Below are 23,115 nucleotides of genomic sequence, written 5' to 3' on the forward strand. Positions count from 1 at the left end.
TCACTCCGCGTCCAACCATGGCAGCGCTTGCCCGGTCAGGGCAACCGGCCGCGGTCCGCGGCAGCCGGCTTGTCCCCGGTGAGTTGCGCGATGATGGCGGCCACCGCCTGCCGGGCAGCCTCCAGCCCCGAACCGGTGTCGACCACGAAGTCGGCCCGTCTGCGCTTTTCCGCATCCGGAACCTGCTTCGCCAGGATGGCGCGGAATTTCTCTTCGGTCATGCCGGAACGGGCGAGCACACGTTCGCGCTGCAGTTCGGGCGGCGCCGTCACGACCAGCACCTTGTCGACGCGGTCCCGTCCGCCGGTTTCGAACAGAAGCGGAATGTCGAGTACGGCAAGTGGTGCGCCGGCGCGTCGATGACGCTCGAGAAACGCATCGGCGTCGGCGCGTACCAGCGGATGGATGATGGCTTCGAGCCTGCGGATCGCCACAGTATCTCCGATCACGCGTTCGGCCAGCCGCGTGCGATCGACTGTGCCGTCCCGAACCGTGCCCGGAAAAGCTTCCTCGACCAGGGGTGCGGCGCCTCCGGCATAAAGACGGTGCACCGCTTCGTCGGAATCATGCACCGGAACACCCGCATCGGCGAACATCCTTGCGGTCGTCGACTTACCCATGCCGATCGAGCCGGTAAGGCCGAGCACGATCATGCTCTTTTCTCCACATCCCCCAGAACGAGGTTGCGAAGCGCGGCGGTCACTTCGGGCCGACGGCCGAACCAGCGCTCGAATCCGGGCACGGCCTGATGAAGGAGCATGCCCAAGCCGTCGACGGTCTTGAGGCCACGTGCCGCCGCTGCCGCCAGAAGCGGGGTGCGCGAGGGAACATAGACGAGATCATTGACGATCGCATGATCCGGCAACCAGTCGGGATCGGCGGCCAGTTCCTTGTTAGTGCCCATGCCGAGCGAGGTCGTGTTGATCAGCAGACCGGCGTCGCTTGAAAGTTCGCGTAGCGCGTCCTGGCCATGCGCGGACACGCCTGTCCCAAAACGATCGGCAAGATTCCTCGCCCGATCAACCGTCCGATTGACGATCCGGATATCGCTTATGCCCCGTTGCTTCAACGCATGGATGACGGCGCGAGCAGCGCCGCCCGCGCCCACCACCAGGGCCGAGTTGTTCTTCTCCCAGCGCGGGGCATGTTCGTCGAGATTGGCGGCAAAGCCATAGGCGTCGGTGTTGCCGCCGCAGGCGGTTCCGTCTTCGAGCCAGATCGTATTGACCGCGCCGATTGCTTCGGCCGCTTCATCTCGACGGCCGACCAGCCGGAAAGCCGCTTCCTTGTGCGGAATGGTAACATTGCCGCCGGCCAGGCCGGCATGCTGCAGCCCTGCAATGAAGTCGCCGAGACGGGCGGGTTCGACGTCGATCGCCGTATAGGCGCCGTTGATGCTGTATTGCCGAAGCCAATAGGTATGGATCATCGGCGAGCGCGAATGCGCGATCGGATGGCCGCAGACGAAGGCCTTGCGAGACGGCTCAGCCATCGATCGCTCCGAGGTCGCGCAGCGCGCCGAGCAGCGAAAGCAGCGGCAGACCGACGATTGTGAAATGATCGCCCTCGATCTTCTCGAAGAGCTGTATGCCCTCGCCTTCGACCTGATAGGCCCCAACGCTCTGCAAAGCCTTGTCGCCGACACGCGCGAGATGGCGTCCGATGAAGGCCGGATCCAGCCGTCGCATGGTCAGATGTGCGATGCCGACATGGCGCCAGAGCGTTTCACCGTCTCTGGCAACAGCCACCGCGCTGTTGAGGCTGTGGGTTTTCCCGGAGAGTCTCAGGAGATGGCGGCGCGCGGCTTCCATATCGGCCGGCTTGTGAAAGATCTCGTCACCAAGCGACAGGGTCTGGTCGGACCCGATGACCAGCGCCTGCGGATGGCGGCCGCTCACGTCGAGCGCCTTCGCTTCGGCGAGGATCGCGGCGATGTCGTCCGGCCTCGCTTGTCCCGCGATCGCCGCCTCCACGGCCCTCTCATCGATGTCGGGTTTCTCGACCCCGAAGTCGAGCCCCGCATTGGTGAGCATGGCGCGCCGGAACGGACTTCCCGAGGCGAGAATGATCGTGGTGGGTTGCATGTCTGATAACCGATGCGCTGCCGGTGACGGATGAAGACACTCTGTCGCGATATGTCGCGCGAGGCCTATCTCGTCTTGCCGCGCAGCGCAACGATCGCGGCCGCCGTCTCTTCGATCGAGCGCCGGCTGACATCGATCATCGGCCAGTTGTGGCGGGTACAGATCTGCCTGGCATAGGTGAGTTCCTCGGCGATGTTCGCCCGGTCTGTGTAGCTCTGTGCATCGTAACCCGCGCTCGTGCCGAGCACGCGGTTCTGACGAACCTGCGAAATGCGTTCGGCCGTGGCCACGAGACCGACGATCAACGGACGCTTGGCGCGGATCAGGCTTTCCGGCATCGGCACCCCGAGCACGATCGGGATATTCGCCGTCTTGATGCCGCGGTTGGCCAGATAGATGCTGGTCGGCGTCTTCGAGGTCCGCGATATACCGATCAGGACGATGTCGGCATCCTCCATGTCCGCCGGCAGTTGGCCATCGTCATGTTCCATGGTGAAGTTCAGCGCGTCGATGCGGCGAAAATATTGCGCATCCAGGACATGCTGGGCTCCGACCCGGCGGCCGGCCGGCGTGCCGAGATAGGATTGAAACACGGCGAGCACCGGTTCCAGCACAGAGACGCAAGGCAGCCCCATGGACGCCGCCCGCTCGTCGATCAGCCGCGCGAGGTTCTGATCGACCACGGTATAGAGCACGATACCCGGCTCCTGATCGATCTCCTCGAACACCTTCATCAGCTGCCGCTCGGTGCGAATCAAAGGATAGATATGCTCGATCGCCCGCGCGTCCTTGTATTGCGCCGATGCGGCGCGTCCGGCGGCCAGCAGCGTCTCGCCGGTCGCGTCAGAAATCAGATGGAGATGGAAGAAGCTCTGCGCCTTGTTCACACTATTCTGGCCCCTCTGTGGCCAGATGTGGATAAGCCTGGCCTTCGGACTGATGCTTTGGCCGGGGACTGTATCAAAGGGCGAGCTTTCCACAATCGAGACCACTGTGAGGTCGGCCGGGCCCTTGTGGAGAAGAATGTGGGCAGCGGCCCATTGTCACAACCGGGGATACCGCCCGTTCTTGTTGGCACAGCGGCAAGAGTCTGGAATCGCTGGCGATTTTGTGGCGATCCGCAATATTAACAGGGGCTTGGCGGGTTGTCCTTGCCGGCTGCCTGCGACGGGGCGAAGACGCCCGGAGTCGAAAAATCGGAATTCCCGATTCCGACAGAGTCATAGAATCAGAAGACTCTTTTCTCATGAATTGATTTAAGGGTGCCGGACTGGAGAAACGTGCAGCCATGACCGCAAGACGAACCGTCATCGACGTGCTCAAGGGTGAGACCGTATTCCCGCCGCCCGTCTGGATGATGCGGCAGGCCGGGCGTTATCTCCCCGAATATCGCGCGACACGTCAGCGCGCCGGCGGCTTTCTCGACCTCTGCTATAATCCCGATTTCGCCGTCGAGGTGACGCTGCAGCCTATCCACCGCTTCGGCTTCGACGCTGCAATTCTGTTTTCCGACATCCTGGTCGTGCCACATGCGCTCGGCCGTGACCTTCGCTTCGAGGAAGGCCATGGGCCCCTGATGACCCCGATCGAGCCAACCGGGATCGAGCAACTCGACGAAGCAATGTTTCACGTGAATCTGCAACCGGTCTACGAGACGGTGCGACGGCTTCGCGCGGAGCTTCCGGCCGAGACGACGCTGCTCGGCTTCTGCGGCGCTCCCTGGACGGTCGCGACCTATATGATCGCCGGCCGCGGCACATCAGACCAGGCGCCGGCCCGCCTGTTCGCCTATCGGCATCCTGAGGCTCTCGCGAAGCTCCTGGACCGGCTGGCGGATCATTCGGCCGACTATCTGATCCGCCAGGTCGAAGCTGGTGCCGACGCCGTCCAGATCTTTGATTCCTGGGCCGGGGTGCTCGACGAGGCGAGCTTCGACGCCTTCTGTGCCGCGCCGGTGGCACGCATGGTGAAACGCGTGCGCACCGCCTTTCCCGACGTGCCGATCATCGGCTTTCCGAGAGGGGCGGGCAGCCTTTACGACAGCTATCGCGCCGCGACCGGCGTCACGGCGCTGGGGCTCGACTGGTCCGTTCCGTTGTCTCAGGCAAAGAGGCTGCAGCAGAGCGGCACCGTCCAGGGCAATCTCGACCCGTTGCGCGTGGTCGCCGGTGGAAGAGCTTTGGACGAGGGCGTGGATGCCATTCTGGCGGGTCTCGGGGGCGGACCGCTGATCTTCAATCTCGGACACGGCATCACCCCGGACGCGCCGGTCGAGAATGTGGAGCGCATGATTGCCCGTGTGCGTGCAGGGTCACACCGATGAATCCCGGCGGCGACAAGTCCATCGCCGATGGCGGCGCCAGCGCGATGCGCCGCGCGGCGGTGGCGATCGCCATATTCGTCGTGGGCGCCGCCTTGCTGTTCTGGCTCGATCCGGCCGATCTCTATCTCTGGGCCAAGGCGATCCATGTGATCGCCGTGATCGCGTGGATGGCGGGCATGCTTTATCTGCCACGCCTTTTCGTCTACCACGCCGAGGCGGAGCCGGGCTCGGTTCAGTCCGAGACCTTCAAGGTGATGGAGCGTCGCCTGCTGCGCGCCATCATCAATCCGGCCATGATCGTCACCTGGGTGTTTGGCCTTTGGCTGGCCTGGCGCGGCTTCGGTTTCGCGGGCGGCTGGCTGCACGCCAAGATAGGTTTCGTGCTCGGCATGTCGGCTGTCCATGGCTATTTCTCGCGGTCGGTGCGTTTGTTCGCGCAGGATCGCAACACGAAATCGTCGCGGCACTGGCGGATCATGAACGAAGTGCCTACCTTATTGATGATCGGCATCGTGATCCTGGTCGTAGTCAAGCCGTTCTAGCGGTACGCCGACGAGAAATCGCAGCTTGCTCTTTGGGACCGGCAGGGATAAAAGGACATCCTTCCCTCCCCGCCTAGCGCTGACTTTTCCCTATTTCTTCGCGCACGGCCGGCATGCATCGCGTATCGCCGATATTTTCCAGAGCAGATTCAGAGTCCGCACTATGCAGGAAATGAAACTTACCGAATTCAAGAACAAGAAGCCGACCGATCTGATCGCTTTCGCCGAGTCGCTCGAGGTCGAGAACGCCAGCGTCATGCGCAAGCAGGAACTGATGTTCGCAATCCTCAAGAAGCTGGCGGCGCAGGATGTCGAGATCATCGGCGACGGCGTGGTGGAAGTGCTGCAGGATGGGTTCGGCTTCCTTCGGTCGGCCAACGCGAACTATCTTCCGGGTCCCGACGATATCTACATCTCGCCCTCGCAAATCCGGCGCTTTTCGCTGAAAACAGGCGATACGGTGGAAGGGCCGATCCGCAGCCCGAAGGAAGGCGAGCGCTATTTCGCGCTGCTGAAGGTCAACACAATCAATTTCGACGATCCGGAGAAGATCCGGCACAAGATCCACTTCGACAATCTGACGCCGCTCTATCCGACCTCGCGGCTGAAGATGGAGATGGAGAATCCGACGTCGAAGGACATTTCTCCGCGAGTTATCGACCTCGTGGCGCCTCTCGGCAAAGGACAGCGCGCGCTGATTGTCGCGCAGCCGCGCACCGGCAAGACGGTGCTGCTTCAGAATATCGCGCATTCGATAACGTCGAACCATCCGGAATGCTATCTGATCGTTCTCCTGATCGACGAGCGGCCCGAGGAGGTGACCGACATGCAGCGCTCGGTGAAGGGCGAGGTCGTCTCCTCGACCTTCGATGAGCCGGCCGCCCGGCACGTCCAGGTCGCCGAGATGGTGATCGAGAAGGCCAAGCGTCTGGTCGAGCATGGCCGGGACGTGGTGATCCTGCTCGATTCCATCACGCGTCTGGGCCGGGCCTACAACACGGTCGTGCCGTCCTCCGGCAAGGTGCTCACGGGTGGCGTGGACGCCAACGCGCTGCAGCGGCCGAAGCGCTTCTTCGGCGCGGCGCGCAATATCGAGGAAGGCGGTTCGCTGACCATCATCGCGACCGCCCTGATCGACACGGGCAGCCGTATGGACGAGGTGATCTTCGAGGAGTTCAAGGGCACGGGTAACTCGGAGATCGTGCTCGACCGCAAGGTGGCCGACAAGCGCATCTATCCGGCCATGGACATCCTCAAGTCCGGTACCCGCAAGGAAGACCTTCTGGTGCCCCGCGCTGATCTGCAGAAGATCTTCGTCCTTCGCCGCATCCTGGCGCCCATGGGCACGACCGATGCGATCGAGTTCCTCATCGACAAGCTGAAGCAGACGAAGACCAATGCCGACTTCTTCGATTCGATGAATACGTAGCTGCTGCGCGCTCGAATCGCTTATCGGAAGGCGGCCGTCGAATAATGGGCGGTCGCCTTTTTGTTGGCGGGGACCTCGTACGGTTCTGGTGGCCCGAAGCGCCGTCGTCAGGGCTGGATCAGCGCGGACCGCAACTCGGCGGGTTCGGTGATGACGGGCAGGCACGCGTTGCCGCGACAGAGCCACGCGCCCGGCCTTGCAATGTCCGGAACAATCCCGCCAGGCAGTGCCGGGGCGGAGGTTTCTTCACCCGCGGTCAGCCGGATGTCGACCCGGCGCGGGTCGCTGGTAGCGTCGGCGACGCAGGCGAAGGCGCGGCTGCCAGGCGCGTCGACCGTTACGAGCTTCCATGGGTCCAGGGCCAGGGCGGCGGCGTAGACGATGCCTGCCTGGCCATAGGCAAGCTGCGCGGCACGACCGGACGCGGCTTCGGCGGCAGCCCAGGCCGTCGATTGCAGGTCGAGATCACCGGTGAGTACCGCCAGTCGGGTAAGGGCCTCGATGATCTGCGCGGTCGCCGAAGGGACGGCTTCATCGACGTCGCCGCGAATACGCATGAGAAGGTCGGCGCTATCAGACGCGGAAAGATAGTAGCCATAGCCGCTCTGGTCGGCGTACCAAGTCTCCAGTTTGTCGGCGAAATCGCGGGCGGTGGCAATATAGGATGCCTCCGATGTCGCCTCGAACAGCGCGATGGACGCATTGATCATGGCGGCATAGTCGGAAGACATCGCCGGATAGAGGCGTCGGTCGTCCAGGATTGAATGCGGTAGCCGCCCGGTGTCGTCACTCGATCCGATGACGAAACGATAGGCGGCCGCAGCCGCAGCGATCCAATCCGGGCGATCGAGCAAGCGGCCCACGCCAGCCAGCGCTGCTATTGTCAGGCCATTCCAGTCGGCAAGCACCTTGTCGTCGCGGCCTGGTCTGATCCGCCCAGCCCGGGCGTGAAACAACTTTTGACGCGCCGAGACAAATTCAGCGGAGATGACCGGCGTCAGATCGTCGGCTTCGATGTGAAGGACCGGTTTTCCTTCCCAGCCATCAGGCGCCGCGAGGCCATAGATGGACAGGAAACGGGTCGACGACTCGCCGAGGATCGATTCGATCTCGGAACGATCCCATGTGTAGAAAAGGCCCTCCTCGCCTTCGCTGTCGGCGTCGAGGCTTGAGGCGAAGGCGCCGCCATCGACACGCATTTCGCGGAGCAGCCACCCGACTGTTTCTTCGATTCGGACTCGGAACAATTCGTCCTTGGTCGCTGCATAGGCCCAGCCGAGCGATTGAAGCAGTTGCGCGTTGTCGTAGAGCATCTTTTCGAAATGCGGCACCAACCAATCGGCATCGGTGGAATAGCGGGATAGCCCTCCGCCAATATGGTCGTAGATACCGCCTTTCAGCATTTCGCGCAGACTGAGAAGCACGCTGTCGCGATGGTCTCTGTTGCCTGACGTCAACCAGTGCTGCCAGAGCACGCGCATGAAAGGGGCGTTGGGGAATTTGGGTGCGCCGTGCAGGCCGCCACGCTGCCGGTCGATCATGTCCTGAACGCCGGCGGCAAGCGTGGCGAGTTGGGCCGGATCGATCGTTGTCGATGCGGCGCTGCCGGAGAGGCGGGCTGAGACATGGTCGGTGAGCGCATCGGCGCTTCTGGCGAGCTCGCCGCGTTTGTCGCGCCAGGCACGGTGGACGGACTCCAGAACCTGAACAAAACCGGGGCGGCCGTAGCGAGGCAGCTTCGGAAAGTAGGTTCCGCCCCAGAAGGGCTTGCCGTCAGGTGTCAGGAACATGGTGAGAGGCCATCCTCCCTGCTCGCCCGTGGCATTGAGCGCAGCCATATAGATCTGGTCTATGTCGGGGCGTTCCTCACGATCGACCTTGATGTTCACGAAAAGCCGGTTCATGACGGCGGCGACGCCGTCGTCCTCGAAGCTTTCATGGGCCATGACGTGGCACCAGTGACAGGCGGCATAGCCGACGGACAAGAGGATAGGCCTGTCGAGTGCCTGTGCTTCGGCCAGCGCTTCGGTGGACCAGGCGCGCCAATGCACCGGATTGTCCTTATGCTGTCGCAGATAGGGACTGGTCTCGTCGGAGAGCAGGTTCGCGGTGGAAAGAGGCAATTTCGGCTCCGGGGCTGACGGCAACAATGTAACAGTAGGGCGTGGACATGTCGGCGACAATCTTCAGGGACACGATCTTTGCCCTTTCCTCCGGGCGACTTCCTTCCGGCGTGGCCGTGGTCCGGATGTCTGGGGGGCATGTGAAGGGCGCATTGGAGGCGATGGTCGGGGGCCTGCCGGAGCGCCGACGGGCTGAATATCGGGCGATCCGGTCGCCACGGTCAGACGAGATAATGGACCGTGGTCTGGTGTTGCTTTTCGAAGGTCCGCACAGCTTCACAGGCGAGGATTGCGCCGAGCTGCATGTCCATGGCGGCAAGGCGGTTGTCGCCGCGATCCTCGCGGAGCTCTCGGGCATTGACGGGTTCCGTCATGCCGAAGCCGGCGAATTCACGCGGCGGGCTTTTCTGAACGGGAAGCTCGATCTCGTGGGCGCGGAGGCGCTCGCGGATCTGATCGGGGCCGAGACCGAAGCGCAGCGCCGCTTTGCCGCGGCAAATGCGGAGGGCCAGCAGACCGCTCTTTATGGCGGCTGGCGAAAGCGGATCATTCACGCGCGTGCAATGATCGAGGCCGAGCTGGATTTTGCCGATGAGAGCGACGTGCCGGGATCGGTGTCGAGTGAGGTCTGGGCCGAGATGGCGGCGCTGGCGAAGGATATCGATGCGCATCTTGAAGGATATCGGAGTGCCGAAATCATTCGGGATGGTTACCAGGTGGTTATCCTGGGGGCGCCGAACGCGGGGAAGTCGAGCCTGCTGAACGCGCTGGCGCGACGCGAGGTCGCGATCGTCACGGAGGAGCCGGGAACGACGCGCGACCTCGTTGAAGTGGCGCTCGACCTGGACGGCATGAAAGTCGTGATGGTGGATACGGCGGGGATCCGTGAAACCGCAGGTCGGGTGGAATCTATCGGCATCGAGCGTGCCCTCGAACGGGCCCGACGCGCCGATCTTGTACTCGAACTGATTGCGCTTGACGATCCCGTGACCGCTTCCTTCGGCGACATGCCGTCCGGTCGGCTGCGCGTGGGATCGAAGTCCGATCTGGGGACGTCAGGAACCGCGGTGGATCGGGGCTACGACTTCGTGATTTCGGTGAAGTCCGGGGAAGGACTGGGTGAACTGTTGGCAGGGATCGCTCGCCGGGCGGCGGGGGCCACGGCGACTTCGGGTGAAGTTCTGCCGTCCCGGATGCGGCATGTCGAGCTTTTGCGCCGTTGCGCTTCGTCATTGCGCAGGGCGGTCGATCAGGAGAACCTGGCGCTCGAACTGCGAGCGGAGGAACTGCGCGACGCCGGGTTCAGTCTCGGCAAGATATCGGGGGCGGTCGATGTGGAAGACCTTCTCGATACGATCTTTTCGGAATTCTGTATCGGCAAGTGAGTGACTCACGTGAAACATGATCCGCTCGCCGCGAGGAGGAAGCGGGCCTTGTGTGGCACAGGCTTCGATCGCCATCCGCCATCCGATCACCTGGGGCAATGACTCACGTGAAACAGGGGCTTGAGCCCGTGGGTCATGATTCACGTGAAACATGAGAACATGAACAAACCGAGGACCTACGTTTCACGTGAAACGAATCGCAAGTTCACGGGCCATTTCGACATCGATCGGGGCAGGCGATCTCTCTCCGCGCCTTGACTAGACGGGGCGGAAGGCGCATCTGCTCCCTCCGAACCCGAAGAGAAACGAGTCCATGCTTCAGTCCTATGATGTCGTCGTCATCGGCGGTGGCCACGCCGGCTGCGAAGCTGCCTCAGCCGCCGCGCGAAGCGGCGCGTCAACTGCGCTCGTGACGCTCAGCGCAGCAACGATCGGCGCGATGTCCTGCAACCCCGCCATCGGAGGCTTGGGAAAAGGTCATCTGGTGCGTGAGGTCGATGCGCTAGACGGGCTGATGGGCAGAGTGGCCGATGCCGCCGGCATCCAGTTCCGTCTGCTCAATCGCCGCAAGGGACCCGCCGTCCGCGGACCGCGCACGCAGGCCGATCGCAAACTCTATAAGGCGGCCATGCAGCGCGCCATTTCCGATCATGAGCGGCTCGATGTGATCGAAGGCGAAGTGCTCGATCTGGAGATCCGGGACGGCAAGGTTGCGTCGGTAGCTCTCGAGGACGGTCGTCGGTTGACCTGCGGCGCCGTGGTATTGACCACGGGCACGTTTCTGCGCGGCCTCATCCATATCGGCGAGCGCCGATTTCCTGCGGGTCGGATGAAGGAAAAGGCATCCCTGGGACTGTCCGAGATGATGGCGCGCGCCGGGTTCAGGCTTGGGCGCCTGAAGACGGGAACGCCGCCGCGGCTAGACGGCCGCAGCATAGATTGGGCTTCGCTCGACATGCAGGCGGCCGACGAGGATCCGGTTCCCTTTTCACTGATGACGGATCGCATAATCACGCCTCAGATCGAATGCGGGATTACGCGTACAACGCAGGCGACGCATGAGATCATCAGGACCAACCTCGCGCGGTCGGCAATGTATTCGGGATCGATCGAAGGCATCGGTCCGCGCTACTGTCCATCCATCGAGGACAAGATCGTCAAGTTCGGCGATCGGGACGGTCACCAGATCTTCCTGGAGCCCGAAGGGCTCGACGACGACACGGTCTATCCGAACGGCATTTCGACATCTCTGCCGGAAGACGTGCAGCTTGCCATTCTGAAGACGATACCGGGTCTTGAACGGGCCGTGATGAGGCAGCCCGGCTACGCGATCGAATACGACCATATCGATCCGCGCGAGCTCGACAAGACGCTCGAGACCGGAAAGGTCGAGGGCCTCTTCCTTGCCGGTCAGATCAACGGCACGACAGGCTACGAGGAGGCTGCGGCGCAAGGCATTCTCGCCGGTATCAATGCCGCCCGGCGGGCCGGAGGCCAGGACGGCATCGCCGTCAGCCGGACGGAAGCCTATATCGGCGTGCTGGTCGACGATCTGACCGGTCGCGGCATCAGCGAACCCTATCGCATGTTCACGTCGAGGGCCGAGTTTCGCCTGTCGTTGCGGGCAGACAATGCCGATGAGAGGTTGACCCCGCTCGGACGGAAGCTCGGTATCGTCTCCGGTTCGCGAGCGAAACGGTTCGATGCGATGAACGGAAGGCTGGACGAAGGCCGATCTGTTCTTCAAGATCTCGGCCTGACGCCCAACGAGGCGAAACGCCATGCGATCGAGATCAGCCAGGATGGCGTGCGGCGAAGTGCCTATCAGCTTCTGGCGTATCCCGGGATGGATTTCTCGCGGCTTGCCGCGGTCTGGCCGCAGCTCCATGAGATCGACGCTGCTACAGCGGAGAAACTTGAGACGGAGGCGCGGTACGCGGTCTATCTCGAGCGCCAGGAGGCGGACTCTGCCGCGATCCGGCGCGAGGAGTTGCGGATCATCCCTCAGGGGCTGGATTTCTCGATGGTTCCCGGCCTGTCCAACGAACTGAAGCAGAAGATCAGCGAGCGTCGGCCGCAGTCGATAGCCGACGCCCAGCGAATCGACGGCATGACGCCAGCGGCGCTGTCTTTGATGATCGCGCATATCCGCAACGCGGAGGGGAACGCCGGGCGGAGCGCAGCGTGAGGGAGCGTTCGCTCGAGGGGCTGCGCGAAGTCGCCGGCCCCGTTTCACGTGAAACATTCGAACGGCTCCAGCAATTCGAAGCCACCTTCCTCAAATGGGCGAGCCGAATCAATCTGGCGGCACCCTCCACTCTGTCCGACATCTGGAGCCGTCACATCCTCGACAGCGCTCAGCTCGCGATGCTGGCGCCGGAAGCTGGAACCTGGCTGGATGTCGGGTCAGGCGGCGGGTTTCCGGGCGCCGTGATGGCCATTCTCCTGCAGGACCGGCCCGGCGCAACGATCGATCTCGTGGAGAGCAACCGCAAGAAAGCGGCCTTCCTGCAATCAGCGCTCGCGGCCTACCGGCGCAGCGTCAGGATCCATCCGAAGCGGATCGAGGAGGTCTACGGCATCATCGAGCGGCCGGACGTGGTGACTGCGCGCGCGCTGGCTCCCCTGCCCCTGCTTCTCGATCTCTGCTCACCCTGGCTGACGACCGGATCGCGCGGCCTTTTTCACAAAGGACGGGATTACCGCGTCGAGCTGAAAGAAAGCGATGACGCCTGGACTCACGATCTGGTAGAACACAAGAGCCGGATCGACGACGACAGTGTGATCCTGGAAATTCGGAATCTTCGGCCGCGCCAACCTGCATAAGACCGAAGCCAGATATCGCAAGCGGCCATGAACATCCTGTTTCGCAACATGAACAATCGTCCCCGCATCATCACCGTCGCCAACCAGAAAGGGGGCGTCGGCAAGACCACAACCGCGATCAACCTGGCGACTGCTCTGGCGGCGATCGGCGAGCGCGTGCTCATCATCGATATCGACCCGCAAGGCAATGCCAGCACCGGGCTCGGCATCGACCGTCAGGACAGGACCGTGTCGTCCTATGACGTGCTGACCAAAACGAAGGGTGTGATCGAAGCGGCCATGCAGACCGCGGTGCCCGGCCTGTCGATCGTTCCCTCGACGCTGGACCTGCTCGGCGTCGAAATGGAGATCGCTTCCGAGTCCGACCGCGTGGTGCGGTTGCGCAATGCGTTGCGCGAAGGGGACGGCGTGCCGTTCTCCTATGTGCTGATCGATTGTCCGCCGTCGCTCAACCTGCTGACCTTGAATTCCATGGCAGCGGCCGATTCGGTTCTCGTGCCCCTGCAATGCGAGTTCTTCGCGCTGGAGGGCCTGAGCCAGCTTCTGCAGACGGTCGATCAGGTGCGCCGGGCGATCAATCCGGACCTGAGCATTCAGGGCATCGTGCTGACGATGTTCGACGGCCGTAACAATCTCGCCAATCAGGTTGTCGAGGATGTCCGCGCGCATATGGGGGACAAGGTCTATGAGACGGTGATCCCCCGTAATGTGCGTGTTTCGGAGGCGCCGTCCTACGGCAAGCCGGCAATCCTCTATGACCTGAAATGCAGCGGCAGTCAGGCCTATCTGCAGCTTGCCTCGGAGGTCATCCGGCGCGAGCGCCAACTGCGGGCCGCGTGACCGGCCGATCCGCCTCCGACAACAACCAATAACCGACCGGAACGACGACTTATGAGTGACGACCTTTCGCGCAAACGCCTCGGCCGCGGCCTTGCCGCTTTGATCGGCGAAATCGACAAGCCGGCCGACGTGGAGAAGCGCCCGGTCAGCGCGGACGGCAAGGTCCCGATCGAGTTCATTTCTCCCAATCCGCGCAATCCGCGCCGTAATTTCGGTGACGCCGAACTCGCCGACCTGGCCCAGTCGATCCGCGAGCACGGCGTCGTGCAACCCGTGGTGGTGCGACCCTCCGCGGAAGCCGGGCGTTTCGAGATCATCGCGGGTGAGCGGCGCTGGCGGGCAGCGCAGCGCGCCGGATTGATCGAGATTCCCGTCATTGTCCGAGCAGTCGACGACAGGGTCGCGCTCGAACTGGCGATCATCGAGAACGTCCAGCGCGCCGATCTCAATCCGGTCGAGGAGGCGCTCGGATACCAGCAGTTGATCGACGATCACAACTATACACAGGCCGATCTCGGCCAGGTCATCGGCAAGAGCCGCAGCCATGTCGCCAATACGTTGCGTCTGCTCAAGCTGCCTGACGTGATTCGCGACATGCTGGTCGACGGGTCGCTGTCGGCGGGCCACGCCCGCACGCTGGTCACGGCGGAAGATCCGGCGGGTCTTGCGAAGCAGATCGTCGATCAGGGACTGTCCGTCCGCCAGGCCGAAGCCCTCGCCCAACAGCCCGCCGCGGCGGCGACCCGGCAGCCACGCGCGAGTCGCGCCGACGAGAAGGATCCTGATACGATCGCTCTCGAAAAGCTGCTGACCGACGTCACTGGGCTGCGGGTCACCATCAGCCACAGGGAAAAAGGCGGTGAGATCCGGATCGCCTACCGGACCCTGGAGCAGCTCGACGGACTTTGCCGCAAGCTGCAGGACTGAATCCAGCGGTCGATGATAAGCGGGTTCGCCCGCGAATCATCGAAGAATCGGCCGGCTCGAGGAAAGGCAGCATGTCCGCCTTCTGCAGTGCGGCGCCGATCGGCCTTGCCGCGACCGGTGAAGCGGGCTCGATGTCCGACGGCAGTCAGCCGCGCGGGCGGTCGAGCGCTATGGCCAGCAAGGTGTGGCGTGTAATCGCCTCGGCCAATTCCGGCCGGCGTCGTGTCTGCAATACCGCGTTCTGAAGCCGTTCCAGCACGCGTGCGGCGCCGTCCGTGTTCCAGCGCTGCAGGGCGTTCTCGACAGTCCGACGTCTGGAAAAGAAGACCGGCGGCCGAGCCCCGGCGACGGCGGCGGAGGCGGACTGGCCCTTGGCTTCCATCTGGCCACGCATTGCATGGAGGGTCTGAAATTGCCGCATCAAGGCAGAAAGGATCGGAAATATCTGGTTTCCCGAGGCGGCCAGGCGGGAAAAGGACGTATCGAAGACGTCCAGCTTGCCTTCGAGAACGGCATCGACCACTTCATCGACCGAAAGTCCCGCAACGTCACCGATCGACAGATCGACGTCTTCGATCGTGATCTGGGTCTGGCCCTGCGCATAGAGAACGAGCTTCTCGACCTCCCCGCGTGAAGCAAGGCGATCGCCGCCGAGGCTGCGGCGCAATGCCTGGCGGGCCTCCAGCGTGATCGTCATGCCGGCCTTCTGCAGTTCCTGGTCGATAACCGCGTCGACGCCTTTCGCCTCGTCGGCATAACAAGGCAAAGCCATCGCCGCCGCAGCGCCCTCCACCATGGTGCGCAGAGCGGCCCCCTTTTTCAGGTCTCCGGCCTCGATCAGGATGATCGCGTCGCGCGGCGGGTCGGCGGCCAGCACTTTCACATCTTCCGCCAGCGCCTTGTGCGTACCGGCATTGCGGACCCACACCAACCTGCGGTCCGAAAACATCGGGACCATGCGCGCTTCATCGACCAGCCGGCCTGGCTGTTGCTCGATCTCGGCCGCGTCGAGACGCACGACAGAGAAGGGATCGTCGGGCGAAAGCCCCGTCTTGCCGGCGAGCAACTTGGCCCGCTCGGATACGAGCCCGCGATCCGGACCGTAGAACAGGATGATCCGGATCTTGTCGTCGGGCCGGTTCAGCCAACCATCGACCTCATGCGCCTTTTTCTGTGCCATGGCGTCTGGCTAGCACGCGCGACGCCGCCCCGCATCAAAATCATGCCGACCCCGCGAAGTACCGCTTCACCGTTGAAAAAGGCACGGTCTGCTCAAATCGATACGCTGCTGGAAAAGCTTGCCCCAGGAGGGCTGAAATTTTGAAATCGACAATGTCTATTAATCCGCTAGACTAAAGGGAAATGGAGGTCACGATGACGTTCCTTTCCCTTTCCGCCGACCGAGCCCGAAGCCCGAATCGCAGGCTGCGTGGCAAGTTCGTCCAGGACGCAACCGCGACATTGTGCTTCGTCCTCGCCGTGGGCTTCGCGGCCGCCCTGGTGTTCGGTTTCCTCGGCCATTGATCGTCCGCCGCCAGGCGACAATCAGCTATCCCCAGTTTCCAGTTGAATGAAGGATGTCAGCGGACCGCATCGGGCGATGGAGGAGAATGCAAGGCATATCGAGTTCGTCGCCGATACGGCCGCTCTCTTTGGCAGCCAGGTCACACCTTTGGTCCGTCCGAGGCCGACCCATTCCTCTGCGCCGGGCGCGCGCCATGTTCCGTGGCGGCGTTTTCGGGCCTGAGAAGCCGAACCGTCGAGGCTGACAGGTACCACAAAGGGGTTGCGTTTCATCGCGCCTTGGTCGAATCTGTGCCCCTGCCGCGTATCTGGCGTTGTGTTGACGGGTGGGGGATTGCGTCCGCCAACCAACAGGTGAGGAAACAATGAGACATCTGCTGCCCCCGCTCCATGAGGGCCATGCGCCGATCTTTCTGCATCAGGCTTTCGCTGATGCGCTCGATGCCTTCGAGAACTGGGCTCCCGGCACGACCGAACCGTCCGTGCTCTGCGAAGGGCTGCCGACCGCAATCAGCGCGGTGTTCGGGCGGATGCGCAGCTGCACCGATATCCTTCCGATGCGCATTCTCGAAGACGTCCAGGCCCTGCTCAAGGGCACCGATGACCAGGAATTCGCCGACGAGCAGGCGAGCTACGCCGAAGCTGCCCTTATCCTTCGGGCCCATTGCGTCGCGCGCCTCAAATCCTGAAGCGGTGACGCGCCGGTCGAACCGGCGGGCGCGCCCGCCGGTTCTGCACCGGGTGGTGAAGCCGCAGCCCGAAGCTGCCATGTCTCCCTCGGCGTTCACCGCAAGGTGTAGCGGTCCCTGTTGCTGGAATTCGTTCAAGTCACTAAGAACTGTGCCAACCCACGGCTTCAGTTCCAGGCTTGATGTCCTCCACCTCGCTTTCCTCCGCATTCCCCACACTCGATGGCCTGCATGTCGGCATCATTGGCCTCGGTTATGTCGGCCTGCCGCTGGCGATTATTTTCGCCAAACACTTCCGGGTCACCGGCTTCGATGTCGATCAGGCGCGTATCGAGGCGCTGAAGGCAGGCATCGACCGTACCGGCGAGGCGACGGCCGAGGAACTGGCAAGCCGCAATCTCGATTTCACCGCCGAGCAGGACGCATTGCGCGACTGCAAGCTCATCGTCGTTGCCGTTCCCACGCCGATCGACGCGGCGAAGCAGCCGAATCTCGGCCCCCTCTTCCAGGCTTGCCGCACCGTTGGTCAAGTGGTCTCGCGCGGCGCTACGGTCGTCTTCGAATCGACGGTCTATCCCGGAGCGACCGAGGAAGATTGCGTGCCGCTCATCGAGCAAGCGTCGGGGCTGCGCTGCCACCGCGATTTCTTCGTCGGCTACAGTCCCGAGCGGGTCAATCCAGGTGATCCGACGCACAAGATCGAGACCGTGATCAAGGTTACCTCGGGGGGAACACCGGAAACGACCGAGTTTGTCGATGCGGTCTACCGTCGCGCCATCCCCGCGGGCACCTACCGCGCTCCGTCGATCCGCGTGGCGGAGGCCGCCAAGATCGTCGAGAACACCCAACGCGACGTCAACATCGCGCTCGTCAACGAACTCGCCGTGCTGCTCGGCAAGCTCGGCATCGACACGCTCGAAGTGCTGGAGACCGCCGGAACGAAGTGGAACTTCCTGCCGTTCCGCCCCGGCCTCGTCGGCGGCCACTGCATCGGCGTCGACCCCTATTATCTCACCCACAAGGCGCGGCAGTTGAACTTCCATCCGGAGATGGTGCAGGCAGCGCGGCGCATCAACGACGACATGGGCGAGCATGTGGCGGTCGAGACCATCCGCCTGCTTCTCGAAAAGCGGCTCGCTCCGCCGTTCCGTGCGCTGGTGCTGGGGTTCACCTTCAAGGAAAACTGCCGCGATATCCGCAACAGCCGCGTGATCGACATCGTGAAGAAGCTCCAGAGCTTCAATGTTGCGGTCGACGTCTTCGATCCCGAGGCCGATCCAAGGGACGTGAAGCGAGAATACGGCCTGGAACTGAGCTCCACGCTCGAGCCCGGAGCCTATGATGCGGTGATCGTGGCGGTCGGCCATCGCAGCATCCGCGAACTCGGGCCGGCTGAGGCCAGGGCACTTCTGAAACCGTCAGGCATCCTCTTCGACGTCAAGGGGATCTTCCCGAAGGAGCATGTCGATGCACGTCTCTGATCTCGGCCCGAGATACGGCGAGCGGCAGCTGGCATGAAGATTTTCGCCTACAAGCCAGGCCATGACGGCCACGTCGCGCTTGTCCAGGACGGCAGCCTGGTCTTTTCGATCGAGGCAGAGAAGGATTCGGGCGACCGCTATGCACCGCTGTCGTCTGAAAACATGCTGCACGGCCTCTCGCTGGTCGACGGCATCCCCGACGTCGTCGCGGTATCCGGCTGGCTACGCTCTTTCCGGCCGATGAGCGGACCCGTCGGCGGCGGCTATTTCGATGCGGAAGGCGCGACGATCATCGACCGGCCCGGCCGCATGCTGGGCCGCGATATCCGCTCCTTCTCGTCCAGCCATGAGCGATCCCACATCATCGGCAGCTATGCCATGTCGCCCTTTCCACAGGGGCAACCCTGCTACGCGCTGGTCTGGGAGGGGGTGATCGGGGCCTTCTACAGGATCGACGCCGATCTCAAGGTGACGGCGCTCGGCACGCCGATGAGCGGGCCGGGACACAAATACGGCTTCCTTTACGGCCTTGCCGACCCGACCTACCCGGCCGATGCCCGCAAATCGCGCCGCGAGGATGCCGGCAAGCTCATGGCGCTGGCGGCTTTCGGCCGTGACGACCCCGAGACGCTGCAAGAGCGAGTGCTGATCGACCGCATCCTTGCCCATGATGCGGTCGCGGCGCCGCTGCGCAAGGCCGATTTCGCCGAATCACCCTTCTTCAACATCGGGCTGCAGACCCAGGCGTTCCGGACCCTCGCCCGACGGTTCCAGAATGCCGTCTTCGAGCGCTTCCACGACTTTGCCCGCCGCAATTTGCGCGACGGCCTGCCCTTGCTGGTCTCGGGCGGTTGCGGGCTGAATTGCGACTGGAACAGCGCCTGGCACGCCACCGGCCTCTTCGCCGATGTGTTCGTGCCGCCTTGCGCCAATGATTCCGGCTCGGCCATCGGCACCGCTGCCGACGCGCAATTCGCCTATACCGGCAACGCCAAACTTGAATGGTCGGTCTATGCCGGCGAGGAATTCGTGATCGACACGGGCAGGCCCGACGGGTTCGAGCCGGAACGGAGGGACGATGCCGGGATCGCCGGTCGTCTCGCCGCCGGCGACGTGCTGGCCTGGGTGCAGGGCCGCTACGAGATCGGACCGCGGGCACTCGGCAACCGGTCGCTTCTTGCCGCACCCTTTACCGCCGAGACCCATGCGCGGCTCAACGCCATCAAGCGCCGCGAAGCTTTCCGGCCGATCGCGCCGATCATGCTGGAAGACGAACTCGATCGCCTCTTCGAGAATCACGGGCCGAGTCCGCATATGCTCTATTTCCAGACCGCCAAGACCGACGCGCTGAAGGCGGTGACCCATGTCGACGGCACAGCGCGTGTCCAGACGGTGAACCGCGGGCAAAACGCGCAGATCCACGAACTGCTGACGGCCTTCAAACGGCTGACCGGATATGGTGTGCTCTGCAATACCTCGCTGAACTTCAACGGCAAGGGTTTCATCAACCGCCTGAGCGACCTCGCGCGCTATGCGCGGGATACCGGGCTCGATGGATTCGTGGTGGGCGAAACCTTCTATCGCAAGGTCTGACCTCAGCGGTCGCGCACAAGCAACGTATTCTGCGCTGTCGCGTCTGCCTTGCGGTAACCGCGCGCGGCGAGAAACGCCAGGCAGTCGGTTTGCCAGAGTTCACTCTGGACGGTCTCGATCAGCAGCGCCGCTGGCCACAACGACCGGCTTTCCTCCGAAAACAGCGGCAGCAGCGCCCGGTCCTCATAGCCTTCGACGTCGATCTTCAGGAGATCGATGGCGGGGAAACGCTCGGCTTCCAGGATTTCGGCCAGCGGCGCCACTTTTACGGTTTCGGGCACGGTTCGGCGCACGGTCTCGCGGTTGGAAGCCGCGCCTGCGCCTTCGACGAGCATCGAGGACTGGCCGACATTGCCGCCGCCGTCGAAGAAGAGCTGCATGACGCCGCTGTTCGGTCCGGCGCCGAGATTGACAGCGGTGACGTTGGCTGCGCCGTTGGCCTCGATATTGAAGCGGAGCTTCGCGAATGTCCTCGGATGCGGTTCGAGCGCCAGGATGCGCGCGGAAGGGCCAGCAAGCGCGGCGATCCAGAGCGCATAGGTTCCGACATTGGCCCCGACATCGACGAAATGCATGCTCGGCCGGATGAAGGGCCGCAGCAGCACGCGCTCGGCCGGCTCCGGCAGGGCGCCTGCGCCGAACAGCATCCGGTCGCAATAGTTCTCGGTCGGATAGGTTCTGAAATTCACGCCGTCGACGATCACGTCATAAGGGCCACGATGCCGGCCCCGGATGATCCTGCGCAGGCGGCCGCGGGTTTCCCGCGCGAGCAGCAGGTGCGTAGCCAACCACCACAGGAGGCGGGCGCCCAGGGATGCCCGGCGGCCGCCGAACGGCATTGTCGTGTCGAGTTCGGCCGCCGCCTTCATCAGCCGCGATCGCCTATTGCGCCGCCGGCGCGATCTGGCGCGGCTTCTGTCCGTCGTCCAGGACGGCGCGGGTCGCGCCGGCGACCGCTTCCTTCTGCTCGGGCGTCAGGTCCTCGATCTGCTCGCCATCGGCAAGCCGCACGGTCACCTCGCGGTGGGCGAAGTGGATGCCTTCTTTATGGAACAGCTCGCGGATGCCGGCATAGATGACCTTGCGCGTGACGAACTGGTCGCCAGGCCGCGTCATGAATTTGACGCGCACGATCATCGCGGAGTCCTCCATGGCATAGACGCCTTGCGACTTCAGCGGCTGCAGGAACATCTTGCCGACGACGGGATCGTCGAGAAGCTGCTGGCCGAACCTCTTCACCAGCTTGCGCACCTTGTCGACGTCGGTGTCGTAGGTCAGGCGCAGCGGCAGCTTCATCATCACCCAGTCGCGGGAATAGTTGGTGAGCTGGCGGATCTCGCCGAACGGGATCGTGTTCACCGCGCCACGGTGATGGCGAAGCTGGAACGAGCGGATGGAGATCTTCTCGACGACGCCCTTGGCGCCGGCCACCTCGATATATTCGCCCTTGCGGAAAGCGTCGTCGGCGAGAAAGAACGCTCCGGAAAAGATGTCGCGGATCAGTGTCTGGGCGCCGAAGCCGATGGCGATGCCGATCACGCCGGCGCCGGCGAAGAGCGGTCCGACGGCGACGCCGAGATTGGCCAGGATGATCATGCCGGCAACCGCGACGATGACGGACAGGATCGCGTAGCGGAAGATCGGCAGCACTGTGGCCAGGCGCGACTGTCCCTTGCCGCTCTCGCCTTCGCTTTCGCCTGGATTGAAGGGGCGCTCGTCGAGCGAGCCGCCCTCCTCGACGATCTTCATGTCGACGAAATTGTTGACCGCGTTGTAGGCCGAACCGGCGATGAACAGGACGAGCAGTATGTCGAGCGCGGCGATCAGCGGATTGCCGTCGACGCGTTCGAGCTCGATGCCCCAGAGCCTGGCCAATATGGCGATCGAGAAGATGACGACCGCGGCGAAGATCACATTCTCGAAGAAGGATTTGAAGACCGGGACGAATTTGCGGGGCCGGTTCGTCGGCGCCAGGAGTTCGGGCTTGTAGACCGTGATCTCCTCGCCCTCCTCCAGAATGTCCCGCTCATGTTCGCTGAGCTGCGCGAGCCGTTCCTTGGCCTGTTCGTCGCGCCGCCGGGCATTGCGCTCCGCCGCGTCCTCGCGCGCCAGCCGCCGGTAGAAGGAAAGCTCCAGCCGCTCGTAGATGTTGTCGAGGATGAGAATCGCGACCCCATAGGCGAAGATCGCGACGATGAAGACGAGCAGCGGTGCAGCGACCAGGATATAGCCGCCCGGCAGGCCTAGGATCAGTCGCAGCGAGCTCATGAACCAGGCGATACCGAAATAGCCGAGCACGACCAGCAACGCCGAGCGCGCGAAAAAGCGCTGCCATGCGGGTTTGGTGGCCGGATCGCCCTTGCCGAGCAGGATCGAATGGAGCTCTTTGCGGTGCGCGATCGCCGAGATGGCGAACATCACCGCACAGACCAACATCGCGACGATGAAGGACAGCCGGTAGGTCTCGTCGCTGACGCCCATCAGCTGCGCCCAGCGGCAGAAGGCTATGATCACGGCGGCGACAGCCAGCACCGCCGACCAGTCGCGGTGCAGCCTTCGGGCCGCGTCGTCGTCGACATTGATCAGGCGATGGGCCGGCGTGTCCGGCGCGAAGAAATTCCACAGGATCACCGACCGCATGATGCGGTAGATCGCGAAGGTCGAGATGATCAGGAAGGTGGTCTTGCGCGTGGGCGCATGTCCGGTGTCGAAGATCAGCGCCACGCCCATGGCGACAACGAAGCTGATGCCGGTGCTGAGCAGCATCACGGCCGCCCTGCCGAGCAGATAGGACAGCTTGCGAGACCTTCGTGTTTCGTTCGGCCGGTAAACCTCGTCGAAATGATCGCGCGCCCAGCGTGTCGTGAACCGATACGTCTCCAATCCGAGGAAGAGCCCGCTGAAGGCCGTGCCGACAGCGACCAGCACCCAGGTCAGAGTACCGTTCGGGCTCGACGCCTTCAGCACTTCGTCGAAATTCTTCAGGATCGCGGCCGAATTGGCGAACATCTGCCTGAGCTTGGCCCGCGCGATCAGCAACTGGTCCGACGACAGCGCCGTCATCATCGACATTCCGGGCTCCGGCTCCGGCGCCTTCTGCTCCGGTGTCACGACGACGACGGTCGAGCCCGCCTTGCGCGCCTCTTCGAGGAATTGCTCGAGCGACGTGCCGCCCGGCTGGGTCTGGCCCTGGCTCTTGGTCACGGCGGCGAGCGGCAGCGTCTGGCCGACGGCATTGGCGGAAGTCAATCCGATGGCCAGCAGCGTGGCGGTCAGGAGGGGAAACAGCCAGCGGATGAAGACGGCGGCCCGCCGATCGCACATGCCCATCATGACAAGCCCTGATTTT

The 23,115-nt window shown here is 63.3% G+C and carries 20 protein-coding genes; 12 read left to right on the forward strand and 8 right to left on the reverse strand.

The window, feature by feature from the left end; all coding sequences use genetic code 11:
- Nucleotides 1-35 precede the first annotated feature (35 nt).
- The 4 genes from coaE to JN302_RS05850 all read right to left on the reverse strand — a co-directional run bounded on the left by coaE (nt 36) and on the right by JN302_RS05850 (nt 2,971).
- Nucleotides 36-653, reverse strand: coding sequence for a dephospho-CoA kinase (gene coaE / locus JN302_RS05835; protein ID WP_202310650.1), 618 nt, complete (start codon nt 651-653; stop codon nt 36-38).
- On the reverse strand, nt 650-1,492 hold the full coding sequence (locus tag JN302_RS05840; protein WP_202310652.1) for a shikimate dehydrogenase: 843 nt from the start codon (nt 1,490-1,492) through the stop codon (nt 650-652). The genes coaE and JN302_RS05840 overlap by 4 nt, the downstream gene beginning before the upstream one ends.
- Nucleotides 1,485-2,084 (reverse strand): Maf-like protein, encoded by a 600-nt coding sequence (locus JN302_RS05845; protein ID WP_202332274.1) that lies wholly within the window; start codon nt 2,082-2,084, stop codon nt 1,485-1,487. The genes JN302_RS05840 and JN302_RS05845 overlap by 8 nt, the downstream gene beginning before the upstream one ends.
- 65 nt (nt 2,085-2,149) lie before the next feature.
- On the reverse strand, nt 2,150-2,971 hold the full coding sequence (locus JN302_RS05850) for a pyruvate, water dikinase regulatory protein (RefSeq protein ID WP_202310656.1): 822 nt from the start codon (nt 2,969-2,971) through the stop codon (nt 2,150-2,152).
- Between the two features lie 401 nt (nt 2,972-3,372).
- On the opposite strand from JN302_RS05850, the gene hemE reads away from it, so the two are divergent.
- The 3 genes from hemE to rho all read left to right on the forward strand — a co-directional run bounded on the left by hemE (nt 3,373) and on the right by rho (nt 6,378).
- The gene (gene hemE / locus JN302_RS05855) at nt 3,373-4,407 is read left to right on the forward strand and encodes a uroporphyrinogen decarboxylase (RefSeq protein ID WP_202332275.1); all 1,035 of its coding nucleotides are present in this window, start codon (nt 3,373-3,375) and stop codon (nt 4,405-4,407) included.
- On the forward strand, nt 4,404-4,949 hold the full coding sequence (gene hemJ, locus JN302_RS05860) for a protoporphyrinogen oxidase HemJ (RefSeq protein ID WP_202332276.1): 546 nt from the start codon (nt 4,404-4,406) through the stop codon (nt 4,947-4,949). The genes hemE and hemJ overlap by 4 nt, the downstream gene beginning before the upstream one ends.
- A 163-nt stretch (nt 4,950-5,112) precedes the next feature.
- Nucleotides 5,113-6,378 (forward strand): transcription termination factor Rho, encoded by a 1,266-nt coding sequence (rho, locus tag JN302_RS05865; RefSeq protein ID WP_202310663.1) that lies wholly within the window; start codon nt 5,113-5,115, stop codon nt 6,376-6,378.
- 107 nt (nt 6,379-6,485) lie between these two features.
- Here the strand turns inward: rho and JN302_RS05870 are convergent, their stop codons facing one another.
- The gene (locus JN302_RS05870) at nt 6,486-8,501 is read right to left on the reverse strand and encodes a thioredoxin domain-containing protein (protein ID WP_202332277.1); all 2,016 of its coding nucleotides are present in this window, start codon (nt 8,499-8,501) and stop codon (nt 6,486-6,488) included.
- A gap of 47 nt (nt 8,502-8,548) precedes the next feature.
- Here JN302_RS05870 and mnmE point away from each other — a divergent pair, with 47 nt between their 5' ends.
- The 5 genes from mnmE to JN302_RS05895 all read left to right on the forward strand — a co-directional run bounded on the left by mnmE (nt 8,549) and on the right by JN302_RS05895 (nt 14,479).
- Nucleotides 8,549-9,886 (forward strand): tRNA uridine-5-carboxymethylaminomethyl(34) synthesis GTPase MnmE, encoded by a 1,338-nt coding sequence (gene mnmE / locus JN302_RS05875; protein ID WP_202332278.1) that lies wholly within the window; start codon nt 8,549-8,551, stop codon nt 9,884-9,886.
- Nucleotides 9,887-10,199: 313 nt separating this feature from the next.
- A complete protein-coding gene (mnmG, locus tag JN302_RS05880) occupies nt 10,200-12,074 on the forward strand; it encodes a tRNA uridine-5-carboxymethylaminomethyl(34) synthesis enzyme MnmG (protein ID WP_202332279.1) in 1,875 nt (624 codons plus the stop codon).
- Entirely contained in the window at nt 12,071-12,712 is a 642-nt protein-coding gene (rsmG, locus tag JN302_RS05885) for a 16S rRNA (guanine(527)-N(7))-methyltransferase RsmG (RefSeq protein WP_202310669.1), read from the forward strand. The genes mnmG and rsmG overlap by 4 nt, the downstream gene beginning before the upstream one ends.
- Before the next feature lie 48 nt (nt 12,713-12,760).
- Entirely contained in the window at nt 12,761-13,552 is a 792-nt protein-coding gene (locus JN302_RS05890) for a ParA family protein (protein WP_202314574.1), read from the forward strand.
- Between the two features lie 51 nt (nt 13,553-13,603).
- A complete protein-coding gene (locus tag JN302_RS05895; RefSeq protein ID WP_202332280.1) occupies nt 13,604-14,479 on the forward strand; it encodes a ParB/RepB/Spo0J family partition protein in 876 nt (291 codons plus the stop codon).
- Nucleotides 14,480-14,624: 145 nt separating this feature from the next.
- On the opposite strand, the gene holA is transcribed toward JN302_RS05895, so the two are convergent.
- Nucleotides 14,625-15,659, reverse strand: coding sequence for a DNA polymerase III subunit delta (holA, locus tag JN302_RS05900; protein ID WP_202332281.1), 1,035 nt, complete (start codon nt 15,657-15,659; stop codon nt 14,625-14,627).
- A 194-nt stretch (nt 15,660-15,853) separates the two neighbouring features.
- Here holA and JN302_RS05905 point away from each other — a divergent pair, with 194 nt between their 5' ends.
- The 4 genes from JN302_RS05905 (at nt 15,854) to JN302_RS05920 (ending at nt 19,766) form a co-directional block, all read left to right on the forward strand.
- Nucleotides 15,854-16,003, forward strand: coding sequence for a hypothetical protein (locus JN302_RS05905; protein WP_202332282.1), 150 nt, complete (start codon nt 15,854-15,856; stop codon nt 16,001-16,003).
- Nucleotides 16,004-16,368: 365 nt separating this feature from the next.
- Complete coding sequence (locus tag JN302_RS05910) at nt 16,369-16,692, forward strand: hypothetical protein (RefSeq protein WP_202310678.1); 324 nt, start codon at nt 16,369-16,371, stop codon at nt 16,690-16,692.
- Between the two features lie 182 nt (nt 16,693-16,874).
- Nucleotides 16,875-18,173, forward strand: coding sequence for a nucleotide sugar dehydrogenase (locus tag JN302_RS05915; RefSeq protein WP_202332283.1), 1,299 nt, complete (start codon nt 16,875-16,877; stop codon nt 18,171-18,173).
- A gap of 33 nt (nt 18,174-18,206) precedes the next feature.
- On the forward strand, nt 18,207-19,766 hold the full coding sequence (locus JN302_RS05920; RefSeq protein WP_244846213.1) for a carbamoyltransferase C-terminal domain-containing protein: 1,560 nt from the start codon (nt 18,207-18,209) through the stop codon (nt 19,764-19,766).
- A gap of 2 nt (nt 19,767-19,768) precedes the next feature.
- Here the strand turns inward: JN302_RS05920 and JN302_RS05925 are convergent, their stop codons facing one another.
- The gene (locus tag JN302_RS05925; protein ID WP_202332284.1) at nt 19,769-20,635 is read right to left on the reverse strand and encodes an FkbM family methyltransferase; all 867 of its coding nucleotides are present in this window, start codon (nt 20,633-20,635) and stop codon (nt 19,769-19,771) included.
- 13 nt (nt 20,636-20,648) lie between these two features.
- A complete protein-coding gene (locus JN302_RS05930) occupies nt 20,649-23,099 on the reverse strand; it encodes a mechanosensitive ion channel family protein (RefSeq protein WP_202332285.1) in 2,451 nt (816 codons plus the stop codon).
- Nucleotides 23,100-23,115: the final 16 nt, after the last annotated feature.

Origin of the sequence: Mesorhizobium sp. L-8-3 (assembly GCF_016756615.1) — a bacterium.
Lineage (GTDB): Bacteria > Pseudomonadota > Alphaproteobacteria > Rhizobiales > Rhizobiaceae.